Source organism: Verrucomicrobia bacterium S94 (assembly GCA_004299845.1).
GTDB lineage: Bacteria > Verrucomicrobiota > Kiritimatiellia > Kiritimatiellales > Pontiellaceae > Pontiella.
Map to the genome: position 1 here is coordinate 616,171 of CP036201.1, position 21,690 is coordinate 637,860.

The window sequence follows — 21,690 nt, forward strand, 5'->3', positions numbered from 1 at the left end:
AAGGCACGTATAATCTATTTCGAATTACGGAGGAATTGAACAGGAGTTCTGGCGATCCGCAGGTTCTGTTTTCTGTTTTGAAAATACAGCGGAACTTCTGAAGGGTTGGAGAGGCGTAAGAAATCCGTAGAACAGAAAGCAGGTTGGTTTTCTTTCGTTATTATCTGCCGATCGAAGTTTTTACAAAGCGATCCCTCCGCCCGGCGGGCGCGGTGGAATATCTCATCATGATGTCCATTGTGAAAAAGGGGCGATGAATGGTTCTGCTGTCTCCTGTGCTGTATTCGTTGCCATCGAAGTGCCGGTGATTACACACGCTCGGGACTCGGTGTGAGTATATCGTTGAGCAAGATGGAGATCTTTGGCGGTAGTTCGGCTTTTTGCCGAAAAGCGTGGCATGCACGACGTCAGGAAGGTCATCAGCGGAGCACTGACGGGATTGCAGCGTGCCTTTCAACTTCAATATTCCTGCCCTGAAGGAAGTTGTGCATCTGTTAGAAAAACGGTCGAAAAGTACCGGGAGAAAGTCGGCAGATCTGCCGACTGAATGGAGGATAATCTTCCCGATGGCTTTGCGGTTTTCGGCCCTTTCCCTGAATCAGAGTTTCAGCCGGCTGTTATATGCTGAACTGGAGCTGGCGCACTGTCATAACGCTTATAGCGACTGAGTCCTTTTCTGATATGAAATTTCATTAAAAAGATTGGGGTATAAAAGGTTATTAAAGCAATGATATATATAACTTTTAAAGAATAATTGACACTGGGTTGAGGTGGTGTAATCTGATTTTTTATATTTTTAGTTTTTCTTAACGAATAAGGGTTGGGTTTTCGATGATGAAGAAGCGAATGGTCTTAACGGTTGGCGGTTGTTTTTTGATGGGATGGGCGACATTATCTGCTCAGAGACCGGTTTTTGACTGGATCGGGTCAGACTCAAACGGTTGTCCGTCTATGCGGATGGAGGGACGGGTAGATAAACGTATTGAGATACAATACTCCACGAACTTATTGTCCGGGTGGACTTCTCTTGATTGTCTTTATCCGGAAAGTAATCAGTTTTCCTATGTACACACGTCAGGACAACAGGATGTCGGTTTTTACAGAATGCTTGAATTTCCCGGAACTAACCAACCTGCATGGTCGCAGGAAAGCGAGCTGAATGGTTTTCTGTCTGAATCCGGCACTTTTGATTTGCAGTGGGAAGAACCGGTAAGCGGATATCCCATTACCGAGTACGTGATTTATCAGGATGGAATTGAATTGGATACCGTTGACGCCCAAACACGTTCGTATCAACTATCCGGGGCGGCTCCCGGTGATGTGTATGAAATTTCTGTTATGGCACGGAATTCGAACGGTGATTGGTCAGAGGTTCAGTTGTCCAGTACAGTAACCGTGGCTCCGACTGATCCCGTGAAGATTGCACCGTCATTGCCGGTTGGTGCCATTGGATCGTTTAGTTCCCGTGTTTCGTTTCTCTATCAGGGAGATCATCCTGTTCAATTTGAAGTTCAGGAAGAGGCGTTGGATACCAATCGGCTTTCTGTGGTGCGCGGATGTGTGAAAGACCGTTCGGGACAACCTTTGGCCGGGGTTCGGGTATCGCTTCGCGATCGTACAGAGTCCGGATATACCTATTCACGAGCTGATGGAATGTTTGATTTGGTTGCAAATGGCGGTGGAGCTCTGTTCGTGGATTATGAACGGGAGGGGTTTTTGTCCGCTCAACGGACAGTCAGAGTGGGGTGGAATGAAATCAAGGTCGCTCCGGATGTCGTACTGATCCCATTGGATCCGGTGGCAACTCCCGTTGAGTTTGGAGTATCTGCCAGGGCTCAGGTCGCTGAAAGCAGTGTTGTTACGGATGAAGACGGTGCGCGTCGTGTAACGGCCATTTTTTCAAAAAATACGGAGGCTTTTGCCGTTCTGCCTGACGGATCTACAAATTCTGTCGACCAGCTGACGGTCCGTGCCACAGAGTATACGGTTGGTGACAGTGGGCCGGAAGCCATGCCCGGTGAGCTGCGTGCGCCCATGGCTTATACCTACTGTGTGGAATACAGTGCCGATGAGGTGATGGACGGTCGGATCGAATTCACGCAGCCGGTGGCAATCTATCTTGATAATTTTCTCAATATCCCGGTCGGTCTGCCGATTCCTGTGGCGTGGTACGATGATGAAACCAAAGCATGGATTGCTGAGAAAAACGGAAGTGTGGTTGATTTTCTTGGTACGGATGCCAACGGGCTGGCACAGATTGACTGCGACGGGGATGGTATGGCCGAATCACTTTCCGGTCTGCTGGCTGATGGATATACAGAAGATGAATTGCTTCTTCTTGCCCGGACACGTACTGCCGGCTCCTACTGGCGCACGACGGTGACTCACTTTACGCCTTATGACTGGAATTATCCATACGTTTCTGAGCTCTCCAGCGAGGAGAGACCGCAACCTCTGGATATAAAACAACAGCAGACGGTAAGTGATGCTTCAACAGATCCAGGCCACGGAACAGTTGCCATCGAGAATCGCAATTTCAACGAAGCACTGGCGGTCCCCGGAACCCCGTATAATCTTCATTACGAATCGTCGGCGCATCGCGGTAATACGCTGGAAATCCCATTGACCGGCGAAACGCTTTCGCCGGATGTGAAGCGGGTGGATCTTTCGGTTCGGATTGCAGGCAAGACGTATACGTATGAATACGATCCTGCCACCAATCTTAACTTTTCTTTCCAGTGGGATGGGTTGGATGCATATGGTTATCCGTGTGCTTCTGCAAGGGGTAAGTTTACGTTGTCTTATTTGGCGCATGCCCGATATTCGATTTCTAATTCCGAAGCTCAGGAAATATTCGGCCGTAGCGGCATGCCTCAGAATGTGATTACGAATCAGCAGGGCGAAGTGCTGACGCGTCAATTGATTCCTTCATCTGTGCAGAAGAGGTGTTTAATTGAAAATCCGGAAGGAATTGATCGCACGGATTTCGGGGGGTGGGCGCTGGATGTGAACCACCAGTATGATCCGAAAAGCGGCATACTGTTCTATGGAGACGGCCGCCGCGATACGCCGAAAAGTCTGCACGCATTAGATTTCTTAGATGGAGAGAGCCGTGGATTTTGGTATGGCAATGGGGATATTGTAAGCGCGCCGGACGGCACAGTTTATCTGTCTGAATTTGGGGCTGTTTACCGCGTGAAGACAACCGGCGAAACCAACCTTATCATTGGCGGAATTTATCTGTGTTCAATCGGTGAACCCGGAACGGATTGGTATTTAAGTGATCGTGTTTGTCTGGCCGTGGACTCCGCAGGCGTTCTGTATTTCTCGGATACAAGTAAGGGCCTTATTTGTCGATGGACTGAAGATCAAGGGGTTGTGCCGATTGCCGGAGGGGGAACGTCTGACGCCGATGGAACGCCCTGTGATCAGATTCGTCTGAATGATCCCGAGGCGTTATACGTGATGGATGACGGTTCTGTTTTTTATACAGAACCGTCTTTGAACCGTGTGCGTTGTATTTATCCGGACGGGAAGGTGTACACTGTCGCCGGAGACGGAACCGATGAATATCGGGGGGATGGTTCAGCGGCTCGTCTGGCAGGACTTCCAGGCCCTTGCGATGTCGCAGCAGCTTCCGACGGGTCTTTGTATATTGCGGGCCCATCGGCATCTGTTTCGGGAGAGCTGTATTACCTGAGAAAGGTGGATCCGCAGGGCATCATTCATACGGTTTTCGATCCGCAGATTGATGGCACTGGAGGTTCTATCTCGGCAATTTGTATCGACGTTGATGATGTGGTCTGGTTTTTGGAGGACTGTTCGAATGGCACGAAGGTTTGGCGTTTAGATTCGGGCGGTGCGCTGCTGTTTTACGACGGAACGATTACCGAGGATACATTCAATACAATCACAGCACGTTCTGATGGTGATATTTTACTCGGCGGCGAGAACTTTATCAGAAAGCTGTCCGGTGATTTTTCTGCAAATGAAGTTGTTACAAAATATTCCATAAAATCTTCGAGTGGATCTCAGCTGTTTTGTTTTGATATCCATGGCCGCCATCTCTTTACACTGGATGCCCAAACAGGACAAAAGCTTTATTCTTTTGAGTACGATTCTGCCGGCCGGCTGCTGTCGATAACGGATCTGGATGGTCTGAAAACGGTTATTGAAAGAGATGACTCCGGATCTGCTGCGGCGATTATTGCTCCGCACGGTCAGCGGACGGAACTGGAGATGAATACAGAACATCAGCTGATCGCGGTTCGCAATCCTGCGGGTGAAGAGGTGACGCTGGCGTACAATGAAAGCGGATTGCTTACAGATGTGATCAGTCGTCGTGGGTATCGCACGCAGATTGAATATGATGACACCACCGGGTTGCTCAACGCAGTGATCGATCCGGAGGCAGAACCTCAGACGGTAGAAACGCTCTTTACGTCCGGTGCAACCCAAACGGTTCGGCAGGTCACTGCTGCGGGGATTACCAATCTCTATACCTCCGTCCAATATAATAATGGGGAGACCGTTCGAATGATTGTAAATGGTGCGGGACTGACCAACCGGACGGAATCGACCGATATGAAATCGACTTCGGTTGCGGCTGATGGAACGCAGGTGTATACCGAATATGCCCCGCACCCCTATTTTGGAATGCGGGCGAAATACCCGGCATATACGCAGACCACCCTGCCGTCCGGGCGTACGCTGAGTGTGACGTCAGAGTGGACGGCGGTCTATGTGTGCGATACCGATTTTCTGGCACTGGATTCATCGCTTAAAACACAGCGTATACAGGATCGGGTGACCCGTTTCGAATATGCCCGGAGTAATCGCACGTCGATTGTTACCTCTCCGGAAGGACGTATTTCCCGTGTGGAATCTGATGAAAAGGGCCGTCCGGTCCTTGTTCAGGATCCCCGCCGCTGGCCGCTGATCAATGAATACGACGACGAAGGACGTCTTGTTGAAATCCGTCAGGGCGAAGGGGAGGAACTGCGCCGCACGACGTTCCAGTACAATGAGGCCGGCTGGCTGGAAGTTTCCAGAAATGCACTGGAACAGGGCATAACCAACACCTGTGATGCCGTCGGACGCGTGATCCGCACCGATCGTGCCGACGGAACCGACACACAGCTCGGGTACAACAAATCCTCTGTTCCGGTCTGGATCCAGCTGCCGAACGAACAGGTTCACACCTACACCAACAGTCCCGTCAACATCCGGTCGCGTTATACCCCGCCAAACCTGGACGGACAGGATTTCACAACCCGATACACACACGACGACGACCGCCGTCCGACTTCCACCGTCAAACCTGACGGCACGGTAATCACCAATCAATATGACGCGGCGGGCCGGCTGGTTGATATTCAGGCCCTGCGCGACGGCACGCAGCTGCATCACACCGAACGGATCTTTGATCCGGAAACCGGCCAGCTGTCGGAAGTCCGTCAGGGCACGGAATCTGTGGCCTACGCCTTCGACGGCTCGCTGCTCACCAACGTCACACTCAGCGGTGCAGTCAACGCACAGCTGGGGCTGGACTACAACGACTACTGGGAACTGTCCGGCCTGACCCTCAACGGCGAGCTGCTGGCCGACTATGAATACGACCTCGACGGACTGCTCACCCGAGCCGGCGCGCTCGACTATACCCGCCATCCCGACAGCGGCGACCTGACCGGTTCGTCCTGCGGCACCGTCAGCGATTCCATCGAGCTCAGCCTCTTTGGTGAAACGACGAACTACACGGCCTCCTCCGGTTCAGCGCAGCTCTACACCGCCGCCTGTCAGCGCGACGCCCTGGGCCGCATCGCCTGCAAAACCGAAACGATCGGCGGAACCGTGCAGGTGATCGACTATCAGTATGATGCCGTCGGACAGCTCACCAACGTCCTGACGGACGGGGTCTCTACCGAAGCCTATCGGTACGACGCCAACGGAAACCGTCTTGAAGCCGTTGTGGACGGAGTCACCGCAACCGGCGAAGTCGATGCACAGGACCGCATGACCCGCTATGGCGGCACCGCATACACCTACGATGCCAACGGCACGCTGGTTTCATCCTCCAATGCAGTCGGCGTCACCGAATTTAAATATGGCCCCTTCGGCGAACTGCTGCAGGTCGATCTGCCCGACGGCACCTCCGTCGAATACGAAACCGACGCGCTGAATCGCCGCATCGGGCGCAAGGTTGACGGTGAAGTTACACAACGCTGGGTCTACAAAGACGCGCTCAATCCGGTTGCGGAACTCGACGGGGATGGTAATGTCTTAGCTACTTTTATTTATGGCGCAAAAGCAAATGTGCCGGAACTGATGATGAAGAATGGAACAACCTATCGGCTGATAACCGACCCAGTCGGATCGGTGCGGCTGGTCGTCAATACAACCGACGGCACCGTCGCCCAGCGCATTGACTATGACAGCTTCGGGCGCGTCACGCGCGACACCCACCCCGGCTTCCAGCCCTTCGGATTTCAGGGCGGCCAGACCGACTCCGTCACCGGCCTCGTCCGCTTCGGCGCCCGCGATTACGATCCCACCTCCGGCAGATGGCTCTCTAAAGACCCCATCGGGATTAGTGGGGGCCTCAATCTATATGTCTTCTGCGGAAATGATCCTGTAAACAAGATTGATCCGATGGGGCTCTGTGAGACGGAGTCTCGCAAGTTTTCTATTGCCAGCATATCGGCGATGCTTGTGCTTGCTGGTGAAATCGATGTCGGAATCATTTGGGATAATGCTGGTGATGGTGGCTTGTATATCCGTTTTGCTGGTGGCATTGGTATTGGTGGTGGAATCGACAGTACGTTGTTGGACTGGATTGCCAAGGGTGCCGGAGCAATTTCTTCTTCTGAAGGAGGGGTCCGAGATCAACGGGGTGTTTCAGATTGGTATGCAAAAGCTCATGTTATAGGTGGTGTGACTCAAAATATTGAGACACAGGAGACAGAGTTTAGCATTGCTGCTGAAGCGGGAGGGGGAGTTCTCCGAGACAATACTATCGTCATACCAATCTGGTAATACTGCTTTGTTTTTTTTGGGGGAGTTATGGAATCAAAAATCGAAAGTGTTTTGCGATGGTATAAAGGGCTGTCCCTACTTGGTTTCGCAATTGGTATTGCTGGATTGGCACGTCTTGTCCTTGAAATTGATCAAGTTCCCGAATGGTCAAGAGTGCCAGTAGCTGCTTGTGTGAGCTTCACTTCGTTAACGGCTATATTGGGAGCAGTGCTTCTGTTTCGCTTAAGCAATAAAATTAAAAATAAGCATCCTTATCACCTCTGTGTAAAAAGGTCTTATTTTCTTCTTTTGTTCATACCATTGGGCCTGCTTTTTGGGATTTTCTCCATTTGGCAATTGCGACGTCCTAAAGTGAAAACCTTTTTGTGTAGGGGGTCAGATCTGCACATATAACATTTTGTTGACATGTTTGTGATTGCGCGTAGGTTTCTTTCGTTATGGCGAGACCTTTGAGAGTTGATATAGAGGGGGGCACGTATCATGTGATGAGCCGTGGAATTGATCGGTGCGTGATTTTTAAGTGCGATAAGGACCGGTACCATTTTTTGGATATTCTGGCTTCGGCTCAGGAACGCTTTCGGTTGCAGATATATGCTTATGTTTTGATGGATAATCATTTCCACCTGATCGTTTGTACGCCGGATGCCAATTTGAGTCGTGCTTTGCAGTGGATAAAAGTTTCATACAGCATGTGGTTTAATGCGAAGTACCATCGAGTCGGTCCTTTGTTTCAGGGGCGTTTTAGAAGTGAGCTTGTGGACTCCACTGAAAGCTGGTTGGTGGAGTTGAGTTTGTATGTCCATTTAAATCCAGTGCGCATAAAGGCGTTGAGTTTGGATAAATTGAGAAAGCAAGCTGAGGGGGCGGGCTGGGTTAAGCCGTCTGAGGAAGAGGCGCAGCGGCGGTTGGATGCCTTGAGGGGATTTCGATGGAGTTCGTATGCGTATTACGTGGGTATTCGACGAAAGGTTCCGGAATGGTTGAATATCTCTGAGATTCTTGACCGCGTTTCCAGTCGGGGTGCTCGTGCAGAATATCTTCGTTTAGCGGAGGCGCGTGTCGCGCACGGACATGAAGAGCGGTTTGAGAATCAACTCAAGAACCGCTTGGCTATTGGAAGTGAAGCGTTTCTGGAGCAGATCAAATCAATATGTACAGCAACAGACCGGGATATTGCCGGCAACAGAGAGTTACGCCAACGGGTTTCCTGGGAACGGGTGATTTCGGAGGTGGAGCAGATCTGCGGAAAGAGCTGGGAGGAGCAGCAGGCTCGAGGTGAGTGGGGGCGTTTTTTGGTTTATTGGGGGGCGCAGAGATTTGCTGGGATGACCTTGAAAGAGATTGCCGGTAAATGTGGATACCGCGATTATAGTGCAGTGAACATGGGGCTTCGGAGATTTATCATGCGCTCAAAAGCGGATTCTCAGATACAGTATGCGATGAAGAGGCTTGAAAAAGTGTGCAAAGTGCAGACCTGACCCCTTGATTCCCTTGATTCGTAGATGAATCACTAGCAGTTCTGGATGCGTGGGCGCAGTTGGTGAAAGAGAATGAGCCCAAAGGGTCAGTCCGATATTTCAATCCAAAGGGTCAGTCCGATATTTCAATATTTTTTAATTTCATCTTAAGCACCGCAACCTCTCCGTCCCCGCCATCCACTCGTTTAATGAGCGCTGAAAAATTAGTCGCCTTACCCATATGGAGCTGTTTCCTGATCCACTCATTCGTCACACACGTATTTTTTCTGAGCAACCAGGCCAGTACACATTTTTCCGGACAGCTTTTCCGCATTGCGGGCAGACTCTCGCGGTTAACCTCTATCGCCTCCAGTCCGGCCTTTAACAGTCGACCAGCTGCCAGCTCATCATGCTGCCTGGATGCCGACCCATCAAAAGAAGCACGCTTCCCCTTTACCCCGATGACGGCATCCAGCTTTTCAAGCAGCTCATCCCGAAAAGTATCCGAACCAAAGTACCAGCCCCGTCTGATACGCCGCCATGCTGAATCAGCCTCCATGGGATTATCCGCATGCGCTATCTCAAAAACCCGCTTCTGCATCATTGACCGAAATGCCGCATGGCCGGTGCGATCATCAGCAGCCCCCATAGTACCCAGCAACCGATCCACACATAGCCAGGACGGTCTTTGAGTACGCCGGAAATACAACGGATAGCTGCTCCAGGAATAATCTGTTAATTTCCCGTTCGTTAAATCAAACAACTTTGCCCGCGCAGGATTCAGGTGGATATAACTGCCCAGCGTCTGAAAATATTCTCCGGACGAACCGTCTACCAAAAGGGCTTTATACCGCCCCTGAAACAGATGGCCCCATTGTTTATGCCGCGAATTAAAGCGTTGGGTATACGTGCCCTGCAGCCACTTCATGCCTGCAACAAGGTTGGCCTCCGGAGTTTCAAGCAGCAGGTGATAATGATTACCCATTAAAACAAAAGCATGTATCCGCCAACCGCAGCGGCCACATGCCTCATCCAGCGTATCCAGGAATATCTCACGATCCTTATCATCCAGAAAAACAGAATCACCCCGGTTTCCCCGGCTCATGACATGATAGATCGCTCCCTCAAACTCTATACGCGGCTTCCTTGGCATAAGGGATTTATACCGAATCAATTCTCAGCAGGCAATTGGGGAATATTAAAATATCGGACCGACCCCTTTACCAAATATCGGACCGACCCCTTTACCTTTATCTTAAAATATCGGACCGACCCCTTTATCGGACCGACCCCTTTATCTTAAAATATCGGACCGACCCCTTTATCGACCCCTTTATTCGCGGACCGACCCCTTTATTCGGACGGACCGACCCCTTTATTCGGACCGACCCCTTTACCTTTAATATCGGACCGACCCTTTTACACCCAGCGCATCGACTACAACAGCTTCGGCAGTGTTCTGCAGGACACCAATTCCGGTTTCCAGCCCTTCGGGTTCCAGGGCGGACTGACCGATCCGCTCACCGGCCTCGTCCGTTTCGGCGCCCGCGACTACGATCCCGCCTCCGGCCGCTGGCTCTCCAAGGATCCTTTCCTTTTCGACGGTGGTCTGAACCTCTATGTTTTCTGTGGGAATGATCCGGTCAACTTTATGGATCTATTCGGGTGGGCGCCGGGAGACGTATATTCTTTTATAGATACTGCTGCTACGGCAGCCTGTCGTGATATTTACGGTCTATCAGTGGAAAATGACGTTGAAATGGGCGGATGGATTATACCTGTGGATGGAGGCTTCACTTACATGCCTCCTGTTTCGGGAGAAAAGCATTTGGTTAACTTGGGCCCAAAACCGAAGGGTGTTGTGGGTTGGTACCATTCCCATGGACGTGAATCTGGCCCAAGATATGATGATGAAAACTTTGGTGGCGGCGATCAGGCATTACAGGCGCATCTCGACCTTCGATACGGATATGTCGTTACTCCCAGTGGTAAAATAATAAAGAATATATATAGAAGTAAGGAGAACTTTCCGAGAGAAATAGGACAGGTCAAATAAAGGTGCGCAGAATGAGGCTGAAAAATACTGGAGTTATGATTGTTTCTTTTTTGTGCCTACTGGTTAGCATGGCCAGTTCCATGGAGGATATTAATCCTGCAGTCACAACCAATACTCTCTTGGGAGTTTGGGAAGCAATTAGTGAAAGAGATCAAAGTGTATATCAACTTGAGATCTCAGAGAACAAAGGTTGTTTGGTATTCGCTGTGCGCTATCTGAAAAATGCAATGACTTATCATCTGACCAAACGGTGTGTTGAAGAAGATGGATTCGTTAAACTTGAGTTCGCCAATGCTGCCGGGAGGAGGATTACGGTTAGCGGAAAAGGGTATGCTAGGGAAAATGAAGGGATACTTGAAGTTCAACTGGACATGAATCCCGGTGGTAAGCCCAACATCTGGAATCTGAATTTCATCAGAATAAGCGGTAACCTCACCTATGTGGAGATGCTGGGAGAATTATCCCGAAAAGCGAGCGAAAGCAGGAGGGCTTCCGGAAAAACGGCTCGAAAGTGAGGGGAAGGGGGCCGGGTCTCGGATTTAAGTCTCTCTCGGTTATCCTGTTTGGTGCGCGAAACCGATGCGTTGAACCGGAGGGTCGGGCGCAAGGTTGGTGCTGAAGTCGCCCAAAGGAGGGGCGATGTGAGTACGCCATACAGCAGCTATCGATGGTGCTAAAACAGCGGCTCGCACGGGTTCAGGCAGGGCTGCTATGGGCACTGTCGGAAAGGTAAATGGTGTTGTTACTGTCGGTGCGACATCATATCTGTAAGTGCTCGAATTATTGCCTCAGGACGAGCTTTGATTGGTGTGGCGATGGGACCCGGCGCATTGCTCAAATCCTATGGGACAGCCAAACCGCCCGGGCGCATGTGTGCCGCGCCGGAACAGGCCTATCTGCCGGGGTTCAGCTGAATGCTGTGGGACAGCCATATGTATAAAACGCGAAACCATCGTTAATCTTTAACTGGAAATCGGAACTGACTATATGGAGCAGATATGGAAAACCTTAGCAAAACCGGCCGGTTACCATCGGTTATCGCCCTCTATGGGATGATAGTGGTTTTGTAATAAAAATCTATGAGGAATTTTTTTGGCGAGCATAAACTGAAAGATAATTTCTGATGTAGCGAAAGATGAGTTTACTCTTGGTTGTAAGATCTCATTATTGCAGAGTGTGCGTTTTGTTTAAAACTAAGGGGAAGTATGATGCGACAGGGGATTCTATTGCTGGTACTGTTTTTGGGTCTGTTTTCAGCAAATCACGTTACGGCCACAGCGTATTTTGTTAATAAACAGGGGAGTGATACTTTTTCCGGGCGGTATGCGGACGAGGCTTTTTTAACGGTTCAGCGCGGTTTGGATGTTCTGGAAGCAGGAGATACGCTGACGATCGGACCGGGTGAATATGCGGAGAGCGTTGAGCGGGAGGATCTGGGGTCTCTTGCGGTTGATACGGTAATTCGGGCGGAATTTCCCGGGACTGTATTTTTGCGGGGTGATGTTCCCGCACCGGATTTTAAGCCCGTTGCAGGCTATCGTTTCGTGTATGCGGCCCCCTTCGCCCAAACCCCTCAAAGTGTGTTTGAACATAATCATTTGCGCGTTTTATTTCCCAAAGCCAATGTGTCTGAACTCGAATTTGAACCGGGTTTTTTTCATTACGATGCCGAACAGCAAATGCTCTATATTTCCAACCGGAATTTCAGTGGGCCTGAACAAGGGCGTTACACCATTTCCATTACGGATACCCATGGATTTGCGCTGAAGAGGGCCAAACGTGTTTTGATTGAAGGCATCTCGACGTCCGGCTTTCATCCGGGCTGGGGTATTTTATTAACTGATCCCGAACAATGCGTGGTCCGCGACTGCCGGAGTTATCTGAATACGGGGGGCATTCAGCTGGGGCCCGATTCTGACGTTATTGGTGATCCGGCGGGTTCCAATAATCTGATCGATAATTGCACCTGCTATGGCAACAGCTTTGGCGGCATCGTTCGGTACGGGGCTAATAATGACACCATTCAAAACTGTTATACCTACAAAAATATTAAAGAGGGTTCTGAGCATTTCGGTATTATGCACTACTCCACAATGCATGGTGCCCTGCAGTTGAAAAACAACCGGTCGTGGGGCATAATTATGAGTTTTCTGTGAAGCCCGGGGGGCAACAGGAGCATCTCGAAAACTGTGTGGGGCTGGGCTACATTCGAATCAATAATGAAGCCATGCATCATAACCTTCTGCCCGGTCAGAATGAATACGGTCAGGATCAGGTTTCCTTCGATAATATCCTTGTGGAACAGGAGGAGGCATTGGATGAAAATCTCGAATTTGCTGATCCGCTCAATTTTGATTTCCGTTTACAGGCCGATTCCCGTTTTCGGAATACGGCTCCTGATGGAGGCGATCGCGGCCCTTATTCTTTTGCGGAAAATATTTTTTATCTGGCTCCAACGGGATCGGATCAGGCCGACGGGCTTTCCATGCGAACTCCCTGGAAAACACTCGCGTATGCTTTGAGTCAACTCACCGCAGGTGATACCCTTTATCTGAGCGAAGGTTCTTATGCCGCACCGCTCTCATGGGAGCCGTCCGGCGATGGCTCTTCGCCGATAAAACTGGCAGGACGCGGCCATGAAACTGTAAGCATCACCAATACATTTGCGCTGGCCCGCGGAGCCGGCATCAGCATGGAACGTCTCTGTTTTTCGGGCGGCGTATCGCTTGATCAAAGTGTAGATATCTCCTTTAACAACTGCACCTTTTTTGATGAACCCTCCGGAGTTCAGGTTTCATCCGTAACGAACCTGTTCCTACAGCATTCGGTTTTTGTATCTGTTCCGGTGACGGTAACACATAGTGAGGGGCTTTTTCTGACGGCAAATATTTTTGCAAATACAACGGGAGCAGCTCTTCAGCTCGATCGTAGCGCAGCAGTTGGTTATACGGATTACAACAACTACACGGATTCTTCCGCCTGCTGGCAGGTAAACGGCATTTTAAAATCACTCGATGATTTGCAACCGGAGTATGAAAGCTGTTCGCGGGCATTGCCGGCGGAATTCAGTATCTCCGAAGGCGGATTTCCGGTTCTGGGCAATCCTGTCCCTTTCAAAAGTATTGGACCCGCAAGCACAGCAATCGGCCATTATTATGAATATTCCGAGTCCGAGGCGGCGGTGGACCTCATCGGTCCTTTTCTTCATTCTGCATACGACACTACAGCCAATCTTGAATGGTGGTGTTCATATCCCGCAAACTTTGAAATCTCCTGGGGTGAAACACCGGCCCTTGAGCATAAAATCGATTACTACGAAGGCAACCACGAGCGCTTCAATACCATCAGCTTAACGAATCTTACGCCGTCGACCACGTATTATGTAAAGATCGATAGAGTTTCTTCGCTTTATGGCGAACAGGAGTTTCCGGATTACATGCCCACCAATACGGTCCTCACGTTTACCACGGCCGCTGCTCCAGCACCCGCCCGCACCTTATATGTGGCTCCCGACGGACATGATGCAAACGAGGGAACTGGCCGGGAAACCGCATTTAAAACATTAGCTCATGCGGCTGATGTGGTGGCTCCGGGGGATACTGTTTTGATTGCGGGAGGCGAATACAATGAAACGATACGCATGCGGGTCTGCGGAACGCCTGAGGCACCGATTATATTTAAAAGTATTCCCGGCGAAAGAGTGGTTCACGTTTCTGAAAATGTTCCTCGTGCGTTTGAACTTATTTCCAAGTCGGATTACCGAGTGGATGGCATTTATTTTGATGCCGACACCTGGCGGGAGGGGTTCGTCATTCGCTACAGTCCCCGCGTTCATATCAGCCGCTGTTTCAATGCGATGGTCTACGCCGTTGAGTGTCCTGATCTGCGGGTGAAAAACTCGGTATTACAAGGTGGCTGGTCTTCTCTTTTTATTGATGGAGTCGGTGAAGTCGAGGGTCGGGAAAATAAAGCACCGGCTATCATTGAAAATAACGTTTTTATTATGACCATTCTGCGGCAGGTGGAATCTGACTGGCCGCTCATTTTACGGAACAATATTTTCTGCGAATGTCTCCGTGGAAAAGCGCATCAACAACTGTTGCGGGTTTCTGCAGGGGATCTGCTCAAGGATGAAGGCAATAACTGTTTTTACGTTCGCTGGCCCGAACATGAAAAACTGGCGATTAATGATATGCCGCTTTATCAGTTCCGCGCCCGGACCGGTACAGACTCCTTTGCTGATAACCCGATGATGAACGGGGCCCGCGGTTTTGTGCAGGGCTGGTTCCATTTTGACATGAACAATTTTGATGATTTCTTTGCCACAAATCCTCGGGTTGTTGCTCGTGATATCGGCCTTCAGCCTGCCGCGTTTTCCGATATTACCTTAAACTCCTCCAACTGGCCTTATTCTTCCGACTGGGCAGCAGCATTCATTGATGCGGAAACCGCCGCCGATCAGCTCAGTGATGCGGAAGCGGTTGCCGCTTATTTAAACCTCATCGAAACATTTGCTATGAGCGATCGTTTGAAATCTGAGGTTCTCACCAAAGCTTCCTGTTGTGCTCAACGTTCGGGGGACTACACTGGCGCCATGGAACTCGCCGAACGTATACCGGAAGAATGTCTTTCCATACATCGTCAGATGGAAGTTCTCCTCGAACAGGAGGCGTATGCCGAACTGCTCAATCGTTTTACTGATGAGGCTATGGAACGACGATCCTTTCATTTGAGTTACGCTTATCCTGAACTGGAAGATATTATGGGCGACCTTCTTTATTTCCGGAGTCTGGCCTATGCCCATACCGGCGACTTAAGTGCTGCAGAAGCGGATCTGAAGGTTATGAATGACAAACGAAGTCAGCTCGACTACAGCAGTGGTGAAGCGATTCATGACGAGGCCTGGCTCCGGTTAGGCAATTTTTACCGCACCTTCCTCATCGATGATGATCAGGCACTGTCCGCTTACTTAAAAGTCTGTTCCCGCACCACGCCTGATAATGAACCGAAGCCAGTTTCCACCGGTGCCTCTGACACGATAATTCAGGCCACTGAAGCGGCGGCGTCGATTCTGCGGGCTCAGGGAAAAGAAGAGGAGGCACTGGAACTGGAAGAGCGTCTTGCTGCGGCCCAAACCCAAGCGTCCGAGGCCGGTCTCGGAATATCAGCCTTTTCCGGAGCGGGACAAACCCTGACATGGCCGGAAAACAGCATCCAGCTCCACGGGGTGGTAACTTATAACGGTCAGTTGGAGCTTCCGACCTCCATTGAAACGAGCTGGAGTCTGGTTTCAAATACAGGTACCGGGACGGTTGTTTTTGCCGATGCGACTGCGCTGACCACCGAGGCCGCTTTCACTGCTCCGGGCTACTATACCATCCGGCTGACGGCAACCGATGGAACTCTCAGTCATACGCATGACAGTCTGATTACTGTGAATCCATCCTCAGGGCTGCTGGATGATGAACTTGAAGAAAATGACGAGGCTGCGCAGGCCCGTACCGTGGCTGCCGGTCATTATGCCGGGCTTCAGGCCCACGATACTGCTGATTGGTATCAAATCGTTCTCCCAGTCGATTCTACGCTGACGATTCATCTTACCTTTGCGCACAGCAAAGGCGATCTTGAGCTCTTCCTCTATCAACCGGATGGAACATCTGTGATTGAAAAATCAGAAACCGGCAATGACAATGAAACGATTATTCGTGCTCTTTCTGCAGGAACCTATCTCTTCAAGGTATTTCCCTATATGGGGGAAATGAACTATACCTCTTATGCGATGGATATTTCTATTGAGCCCGAACCTGATCCGTTGGACACCGATGGTGATGGCCTTTTGGATGCCTGGGAAATCCGCTATTTCGGTCAGCTTTCCGCAGATAATGGAGGGCCATTGGAGGACTGGGATGGTGACGGCATGAATAATCGTGATGAAAGTTATGCGGGAACCGATCCGACCAATGCTCTTTCAATTTTCAAAATTGTTGAAGTGAAGAACATCTCAGAAGAGGCTCTGGAGCTTTCCTGGAACAGTGAATCGAATAAAACTTATCAGATCTGGAGTGCTCCCGGCATCGGGCAGGATTTCCAGTGGACCCTCTACACGAACATTCCCGCGACTCCGCCGTTGAATACCATCACAACTGATGTCATGCAGGTACAAGGGTTTTATAAAATTGATACGAAATGAGGGTGGATTTATAATGTTTATACAACGGCTGCAGCTGTTGAAAATGGCCGTTTTTCTGTGCGGGAAGTTTGCGGACTTTTGGCAGGGCATCGCGGTCGTCAAAGGGCGAGGCATTATGGGCGGAAGAGCTTCATCAGCACAGGAACCGATGACGTTTCTGTGAGTGGCGGCTTCTCTCTGCTGTGTCAGGTTAAGCTGAAATTCCGTCGGGGATGATGGATGCTCCTCTGCGGCGGAAATTTATTTCACTGCGGGAAGAGGCATATCAACCGGAGTACTTTCAGCTTCGATCTGTGCGAGAAGCTGCTGTTTTTCCCGGAGGCTTAACAGTCCATCATTGCTGACGGCATAGTATGCGGCCTCCGGATCGGATTCATACCAGACTTTTGCCGTGTACCGCATGAGATCATAGCGGCTGCTATCATTTATGCTGGCGGCAAGGTTGAATGCGGATTCCGGGTTCCGGTTGACGAGCGGATAAACTGCACCTCGGACGGCCTGTGGATAAGAGACTGTATTCTTTAATGTTGAGATCCAGCTTTCAACTCCTTCAGGATCGTGTGATGCCCAGATGCGGGCGATCTCCTTTGCATTTTCCGGCTGGGTGGTTTCGGGAAATCGTTCCAGTGTCTGAGCTGCAGCGACAGGGTTTTCAGTTGCCATATGAATCGCAATTTGTGAAAGCAGTTTTCGGCCGGATGCTTCGTCGCATTGTATCGCATAGTTAAAAGCGCCTTCCGGATCTGTTTCAAGCCATGCATCTACGGCAGTTGCAAGGGCTTCCTTTTTCGCCGAAGGATCCGCCAGCTGTTCCGCCCAGGCTACTGCCGACTGAATATCTGTTTGGGCCAACAGTTCGGCATATTGGCAGGCCATCGTGGTTTTAAGGTTTCCCGGAGCCATATCGCTGATTAGAAATTCCGCTTCATTCGGGTTCTGCTTCATATAGGTGACCATCAAATCGCCGTAAAGGCTTTGAAGCTGACGGTTGACCGGTTGTGTTTCAAGCCAGTCGAACACGGCATGGATATCTTTTTCCGCCCATACTTCGGCAATTTTAGTCAAGGCAAGATCTCTTCCATGACCTAAAGGCAGTTGTTCCGCAGATTCCATGGCGGTTTCGGGAGCAATTTCCGCGATACCGGAATAGATCGATGCCAGCAGATATTCCCGTTCATAATTGTTTTCCACCTGCTCCAGATAACCCAATGCTTTTTGCAGGTCGGTTTCTGCCAGGGTTCCAAGGGTGATGGCCAGTAAATCCAGCCGGATTTCATCATCCTCGATGTTCTGTGCATATTCCAAAGCGGTCTCCGGATCACTGTCCGACCAATACTGAAGTGCAAGGCTTAGCAGGGCATGATGTTTTCGGCCGGCTGCTGAATGCTGCAATTCATTGACGATGACTTCCGGATCCACCTGATCAATCAGTTCCTCCACGCATTTATCCAGGTTTCTGATGCGATTCCGAAGGTATGCTTCCTCCGGTGCATTTTTGATGGACGGCGATTCAGTGCTCTGGGTTAATTGCGGTGTATTTTCCGGCTGTATTTGTTTTTCTGTTTTCGTATTGGCTAATAGGTAGCCGATACCGATGCCGGCGACAAAACAGGTGGTTCCGATTCCTACTGAGATTTTTCGTCTCATATCTGATGTCTCTGGCCTGATACGAACCCGGGAATGTTCCGGGTATTAAGAAAAGATAGTGCAGGTATCCTCCGGGATACCTGCACAAGCGATTAAGTAACAACAGTAGTTACACTACTGATAGGTAACTTCCAGATACGGGCTGTTGACTCCTTCCGAAGAGGATGCCCAGATATCATTTCCTCCGCCATCCATGGTGACCACGAAGGTAATTTCGCCGTTTCCAATGGAGGTTCCAAGGTCGATTTCCACGGTACTTCCATTCGCAAACGATCCGGTTACGCTACCGAGTTGGGCTCCCTGTCCCGGAGCGTTTGCTGCTGTCAGTGTATTTTCTGTCCAGGTAAGGTTGCTGTTGCCCTGATAGACGCGCACAGTTCCGCTGCCGGCCTCGGTCAGCTGAAAGACCAGTTTGGCTTCCGACACGGTTCCGGTGATTCCGTCTACATCAAACTTCAGGTAAGAAACGCGGTAGTTCGGTTCCACCTTCAGATTAGTGTCGTTGAAGACCGTGCTGCCCTGGATATAGGCATCCTGCGTCGGTGTTTCAGTAATCGTTCCTCCGCCGGTGCTGCTGCCGGAAACGGTAAAGGTTTTGGATCCTCCGCCACCGGAAATATTCTGAGTCCAGTCGGTGCCGACCGGACGGATATTGGCTTTCCAGATGTAGCCGGTACCTGCAGTGAGTGCCGTTCCGTTATAGACGGGAACTGTAACGTTGATTGTGCCGCTTCCTGCTGAAACAGTGGTTGTTTTACTTCCCCGCCAGCCGGTATCCCAGATTTCAATCACGATATCGCGATCCGTTGTGGCGGAGTAAGGGACGTTTACGTTATATGACGCTGCTGAAGAAACCGTATCCGGCAGAGCTGTATAATCTACGCGGTCTGCCGCAGGAACCGTTCCGCCGTTGTCGTCCGGAGTGTTGGTGACATACTTAGCCCAGAACCCATCTTCGTTCCATCCGGCATCCTGAACATTCAGGATCCACCAGATTTCAACGGTATCGGAAAAGTCTACACCGCCGGGGGTAATGTTTGACCAGTCCGGATGATAAGGTTGGTTGTCGCAGATGTAGTCTGCTTCTGTCCAAAGGTTTTTAGCTGTTGTATTCGGGTTTGTTGATGCTTTTGCCTGTGAAAGATATTTTGTATCCGCACTGTTATATTTCGGCGTATCATACGGGCCGTTATCTGCCCAGTCGGCATTTACTGTGCCGTTGCCGTTATCTATATAATAGTAATCGGCTTTGTCCTTTACATAAGCTAGATCCGCATCAGCCGTCTGATCCTGATTCCAGTCGCTGTGCTGTACTACGATAACGTTTGCTTTGATAGTGGATTCGGCAATGCCGTCACTAATCAGAGCGGCAATCCAGTCGGCTGTGATGTTCGATTGTCCTGCTTCTGCCACCCATACTTTTCCGCCGTTTTGAAGAATGGGTTTTGCTTTGTTTTTAATCCGGGTCACAGAACCCCACCAGTCGGAATGGGCATCCGTCCAGTCGGTATTTTCCACTCCGAAGGCCATACTGAACAGAGAGCCGGATTCGATGAATGTTCCACCTTGAACACCATATGCGCCCTGTACGGCAAAATAATTCACTGCAGCGTGGTCTGCATGCGCCAGCATACAGCCGGCCGCTGCTTGGGCATGAATATCATCGGGATCGGGCTTGCTGTCATACTGACAGATCAGCAGGTCCTTACTCGTATCGAAGTAGGGTCTCGCATACGTTGCCGAGATTGCGCACGCGGCGCTGAGCAGCATAATCGTTAGCTTCTTCACTTTGCTTTCCTTTTGGGTTTGTACTCCCGGATGACCTTCATCTATGTCATCACCTCTCTCCCGAAAAGGTGATCCGAAATTTATGTAAAAAGGAATATTAAAATAATTTACCCTATTCAGCTGAAGTGGTTCCTAATACATACTCTTTTTTTGAGGAAATTTTTTATACTCTTTGTGCTGTCTTTATTCAATCTTAATTTTACTTTTTTAAATGGGTGTGGCCGGTGATCTGAAGGGGCGGGGAATTGCTGGATGATTTAAGCCTTCTGAGGAGGAATTTGAGGTCTTTACCAACCTGTTCTGCCGGTCTTTTTCAACAAAAGGCATGGGCGCGGTCCTGGTACTTACAGTGTGAAACTGATTACCGGGAAATTTTTGAATGGCCGTATTTCGTGCGTTTCAGATGAAGAGCAGGGGGGATTTGCACCGTTCGCTATCCCTGGAATAAACGGGCATCAATCGGCCGGACTAAAGAATCAGCATGCAGTCGCCGTAGCTGAAGAATCGGTATTTTTCCTGAACGGCGGTTTCGTAGGCTTTAAGCATGAGGTCGCGGCCGGCGAAGGCGGACATCATCATGAGCAGGGTGGATTTGGGCAGATGGAAGTTGGTGAGGATGGCGTCGACGTGTTTGAAGTCGTAGGGCGGGTAGATGAAGATATTGGTTGATCCCTCGGCCTTTTCAAGGGTTGGAAGACTTTCCAGCGTCCGGACGGAGGTGGAGCCGACAGCGACGATGCGGCCGCCGGCTGCGCGGGCATTGGAAATGGTTGAGGCGGCATTTCCGGAAACGACGTAGCGTTCGTGATGCATTTCGTGGTCGGTGATATTTTCGGCGGAAACGGGGCGGAACGTACCTAGCCCGACATGAAGGGTGAGTTCGGCTTTGGCGATGCCCTTTTTTTCAAGGATCTGGAAAAGTTCCGGGGTAAAGTGCAGGCCGGCGGTGGGTGCGGCGGCGGAACCGGGAGTTTTGGCGAAGACGGTCTGGTATCGGTTTTTGTCTTCGGCAATCTGCTCGGGGGTCTGCTCTTTTCGGGCAATGTAGGGAGGCAGGGGGGGAGGCCTTCTTCGTCGAGGATTTCCATGAGCGGACGGTCGGAGTGGATACTGAGGACGGCTTCGCCCTTTTCTCCGTCGCGGAGCATTACGGCGGATGCCTTGCCGGAGCAGAGGGTGAGGGTATCACCGATTTTGGGACGGCGGGAGGCTTTCAACAGGACGTTCCACACATTGGAATCAATTTCTTCGAGAAGGAGCAGTTCCACTTTTCCGCCGGAGGTTTTGTGGCCGAAAATGCGGGCAGGGATGACTTTGGTGTTGTTGACGACAAGAACATCAGGTTCGCGGAGGTAGTCGACGATGTCGCTGATCTTCCGGTGTTCGACTTTTCCGGTATCACGGTGCAGCACCATCATACGCGCCAGCTCGCGGCGTTCGGGCGGGTGCTGGGCGATGAGTCCGGACGGCAGATCATAGTTGAACAGGTTGGTTTTCATCTGATAACTTCCTAAAAACCG

Annotated in this window: 9 protein-coding genes and 2 pseudogenes; 7 read left to right on the plus strand and 4 right to left on the minus strand. The window is 50.5% G+C overall.

Features of this window, described 5'->3' with window-relative positions:
- Positions 1 to 831 precede the first annotated feature (831 nt).
- The 3 genes from EGM51_02785 to EGM51_02795 are packed head-to-tail and all read left to right on the plus strand — an operon-like array spanning position 832 to position 8,510.
- Positions 832 to 7,032, plus strand: a complete 6,201-nt coding sequence (locus tag EGM51_02785; GenBank protein QBG46373.1) for a hypothetical protein — start codon at positions 832 to 834, stop codon at positions 7,030 to 7,032.
- Positions 7,033 to 7,059: 27 nt separating this feature from the next.
- Positions 7,060 to 7,425: a hypothetical protein gene (locus tag EGM51_02790; GenBank protein ID QBG46374.1), complete on the plus strand. Its 366-nt coding sequence runs from the start codon at positions 7,060 to 7,062 to the stop codon at positions 7,423 to 7,425.
- A gap of 44 nt (positions 7,426 to 7,469) precedes the next feature.
- Positions 7,470 to 8,510: a hypothetical protein gene (locus EGM51_02795; protein QBG46375.1), complete on the plus strand. Its 1,041-nt coding sequence runs from the start codon at positions 7,470 to 7,472 to the stop codon at positions 8,508 to 8,510.
- A 112-nt stretch (positions 8,511 to 8,622) separates the two neighbouring features.
- Here EGM51_02795 and EGM51_02800 read toward each other — a convergent pair whose 3' ends face one another.
- A complete protein-coding gene (locus tag EGM51_02800) occupies positions 8,623 to 9,642 on the minus strand; it encodes a transposase (protein QBG46376.1) in 1,020 nt (339 codons plus the stop codon).
- Positions 9,643 to 9,795: 153 nt separating this feature from the next.
- Here EGM51_02800 and EGM51_02805 point away from each other — a divergent pair.
- The 4 genes and pseudogenes from EGM51_02805 to EGM51_02820 all read left to right on the plus strand — a co-directional run bounded on the left by EGM51_02805 (position 9,796) and on the right by EGM51_02820 (position 16,735).
- Positions 9,796 to 10,146, plus strand: a pseudogene (locus EGM51_02805) (RHS repeat-associated core domain-containing protein).
- A gap of 410 nt (positions 10,147 to 10,556) precedes the next feature.
- Positions 10,557 to 11,060, plus strand: coding sequence for a hypothetical protein (locus tag EGM51_02810; GenBank protein QBG46377.1), 504 nt, complete (start codon positions 10,557 to 10,559; stop codon positions 11,058 to 11,060).
- Positions 11,061 to 11,750: 690 nt separating this feature from the next.
- Positions 11,751 to 12,701: a hypothetical protein gene (locus tag EGM51_02815; GenBank protein ID QBG46378.1), complete on the plus strand. Its 951-nt coding sequence runs from the start codon at positions 11,751 to 11,753 to the stop codon at positions 12,699 to 12,701.
- On the plus strand, positions 12,698 to 16,735 hold the full coding sequence (locus EGM51_02820) for a hypothetical protein (protein QBG46379.1): 4,038 nt from the start codon (positions 12,698 to 12,700) through the stop codon (positions 16,733 to 16,735). Before EGM51_02815 ends, EGM51_02820 begins: the two co-directional genes overlap by 4 nt.
- A 240-nt stretch (positions 16,736 to 16,975) precedes the next feature.
- On the opposite strand, the gene EGM51_02825 is transcribed toward EGM51_02820, so the two are convergent.
- From EGM51_02825 to queA, 3 genes and pseudogenes are all read right to left on the minus strand, one after another.
- Positions 16,976 to 18,382, minus strand: a complete 1,407-nt coding sequence (locus EGM51_02825) for a hypothetical protein (protein QBG46380.1) — start codon at positions 18,380 to 18,382, stop codon at positions 16,976 to 16,978.
- Between the two features lie 114 nt (positions 18,383 to 18,496).
- Positions 18,497 to 20,170: a hypothetical protein gene (locus EGM51_02830; GenBank protein ID QBG46381.1), complete on the minus strand. Its 1,674-nt coding sequence runs from the start codon at positions 20,168 to 20,170 to the stop codon at positions 18,497 to 18,499.
- Positions 20,171 to 20,638: 468 nt separating this feature from the next.
- Positions 20,639 to 21,669 (minus strand): annotated as a pseudogene (queA, locus tag EGM51_02835) (tRNA preQ1(34) S-adenosylmethionine ribosyltransferase-isomerase QueA).
- Positions 21,670 to 21,690: the final 21 nt, after the last annotated feature.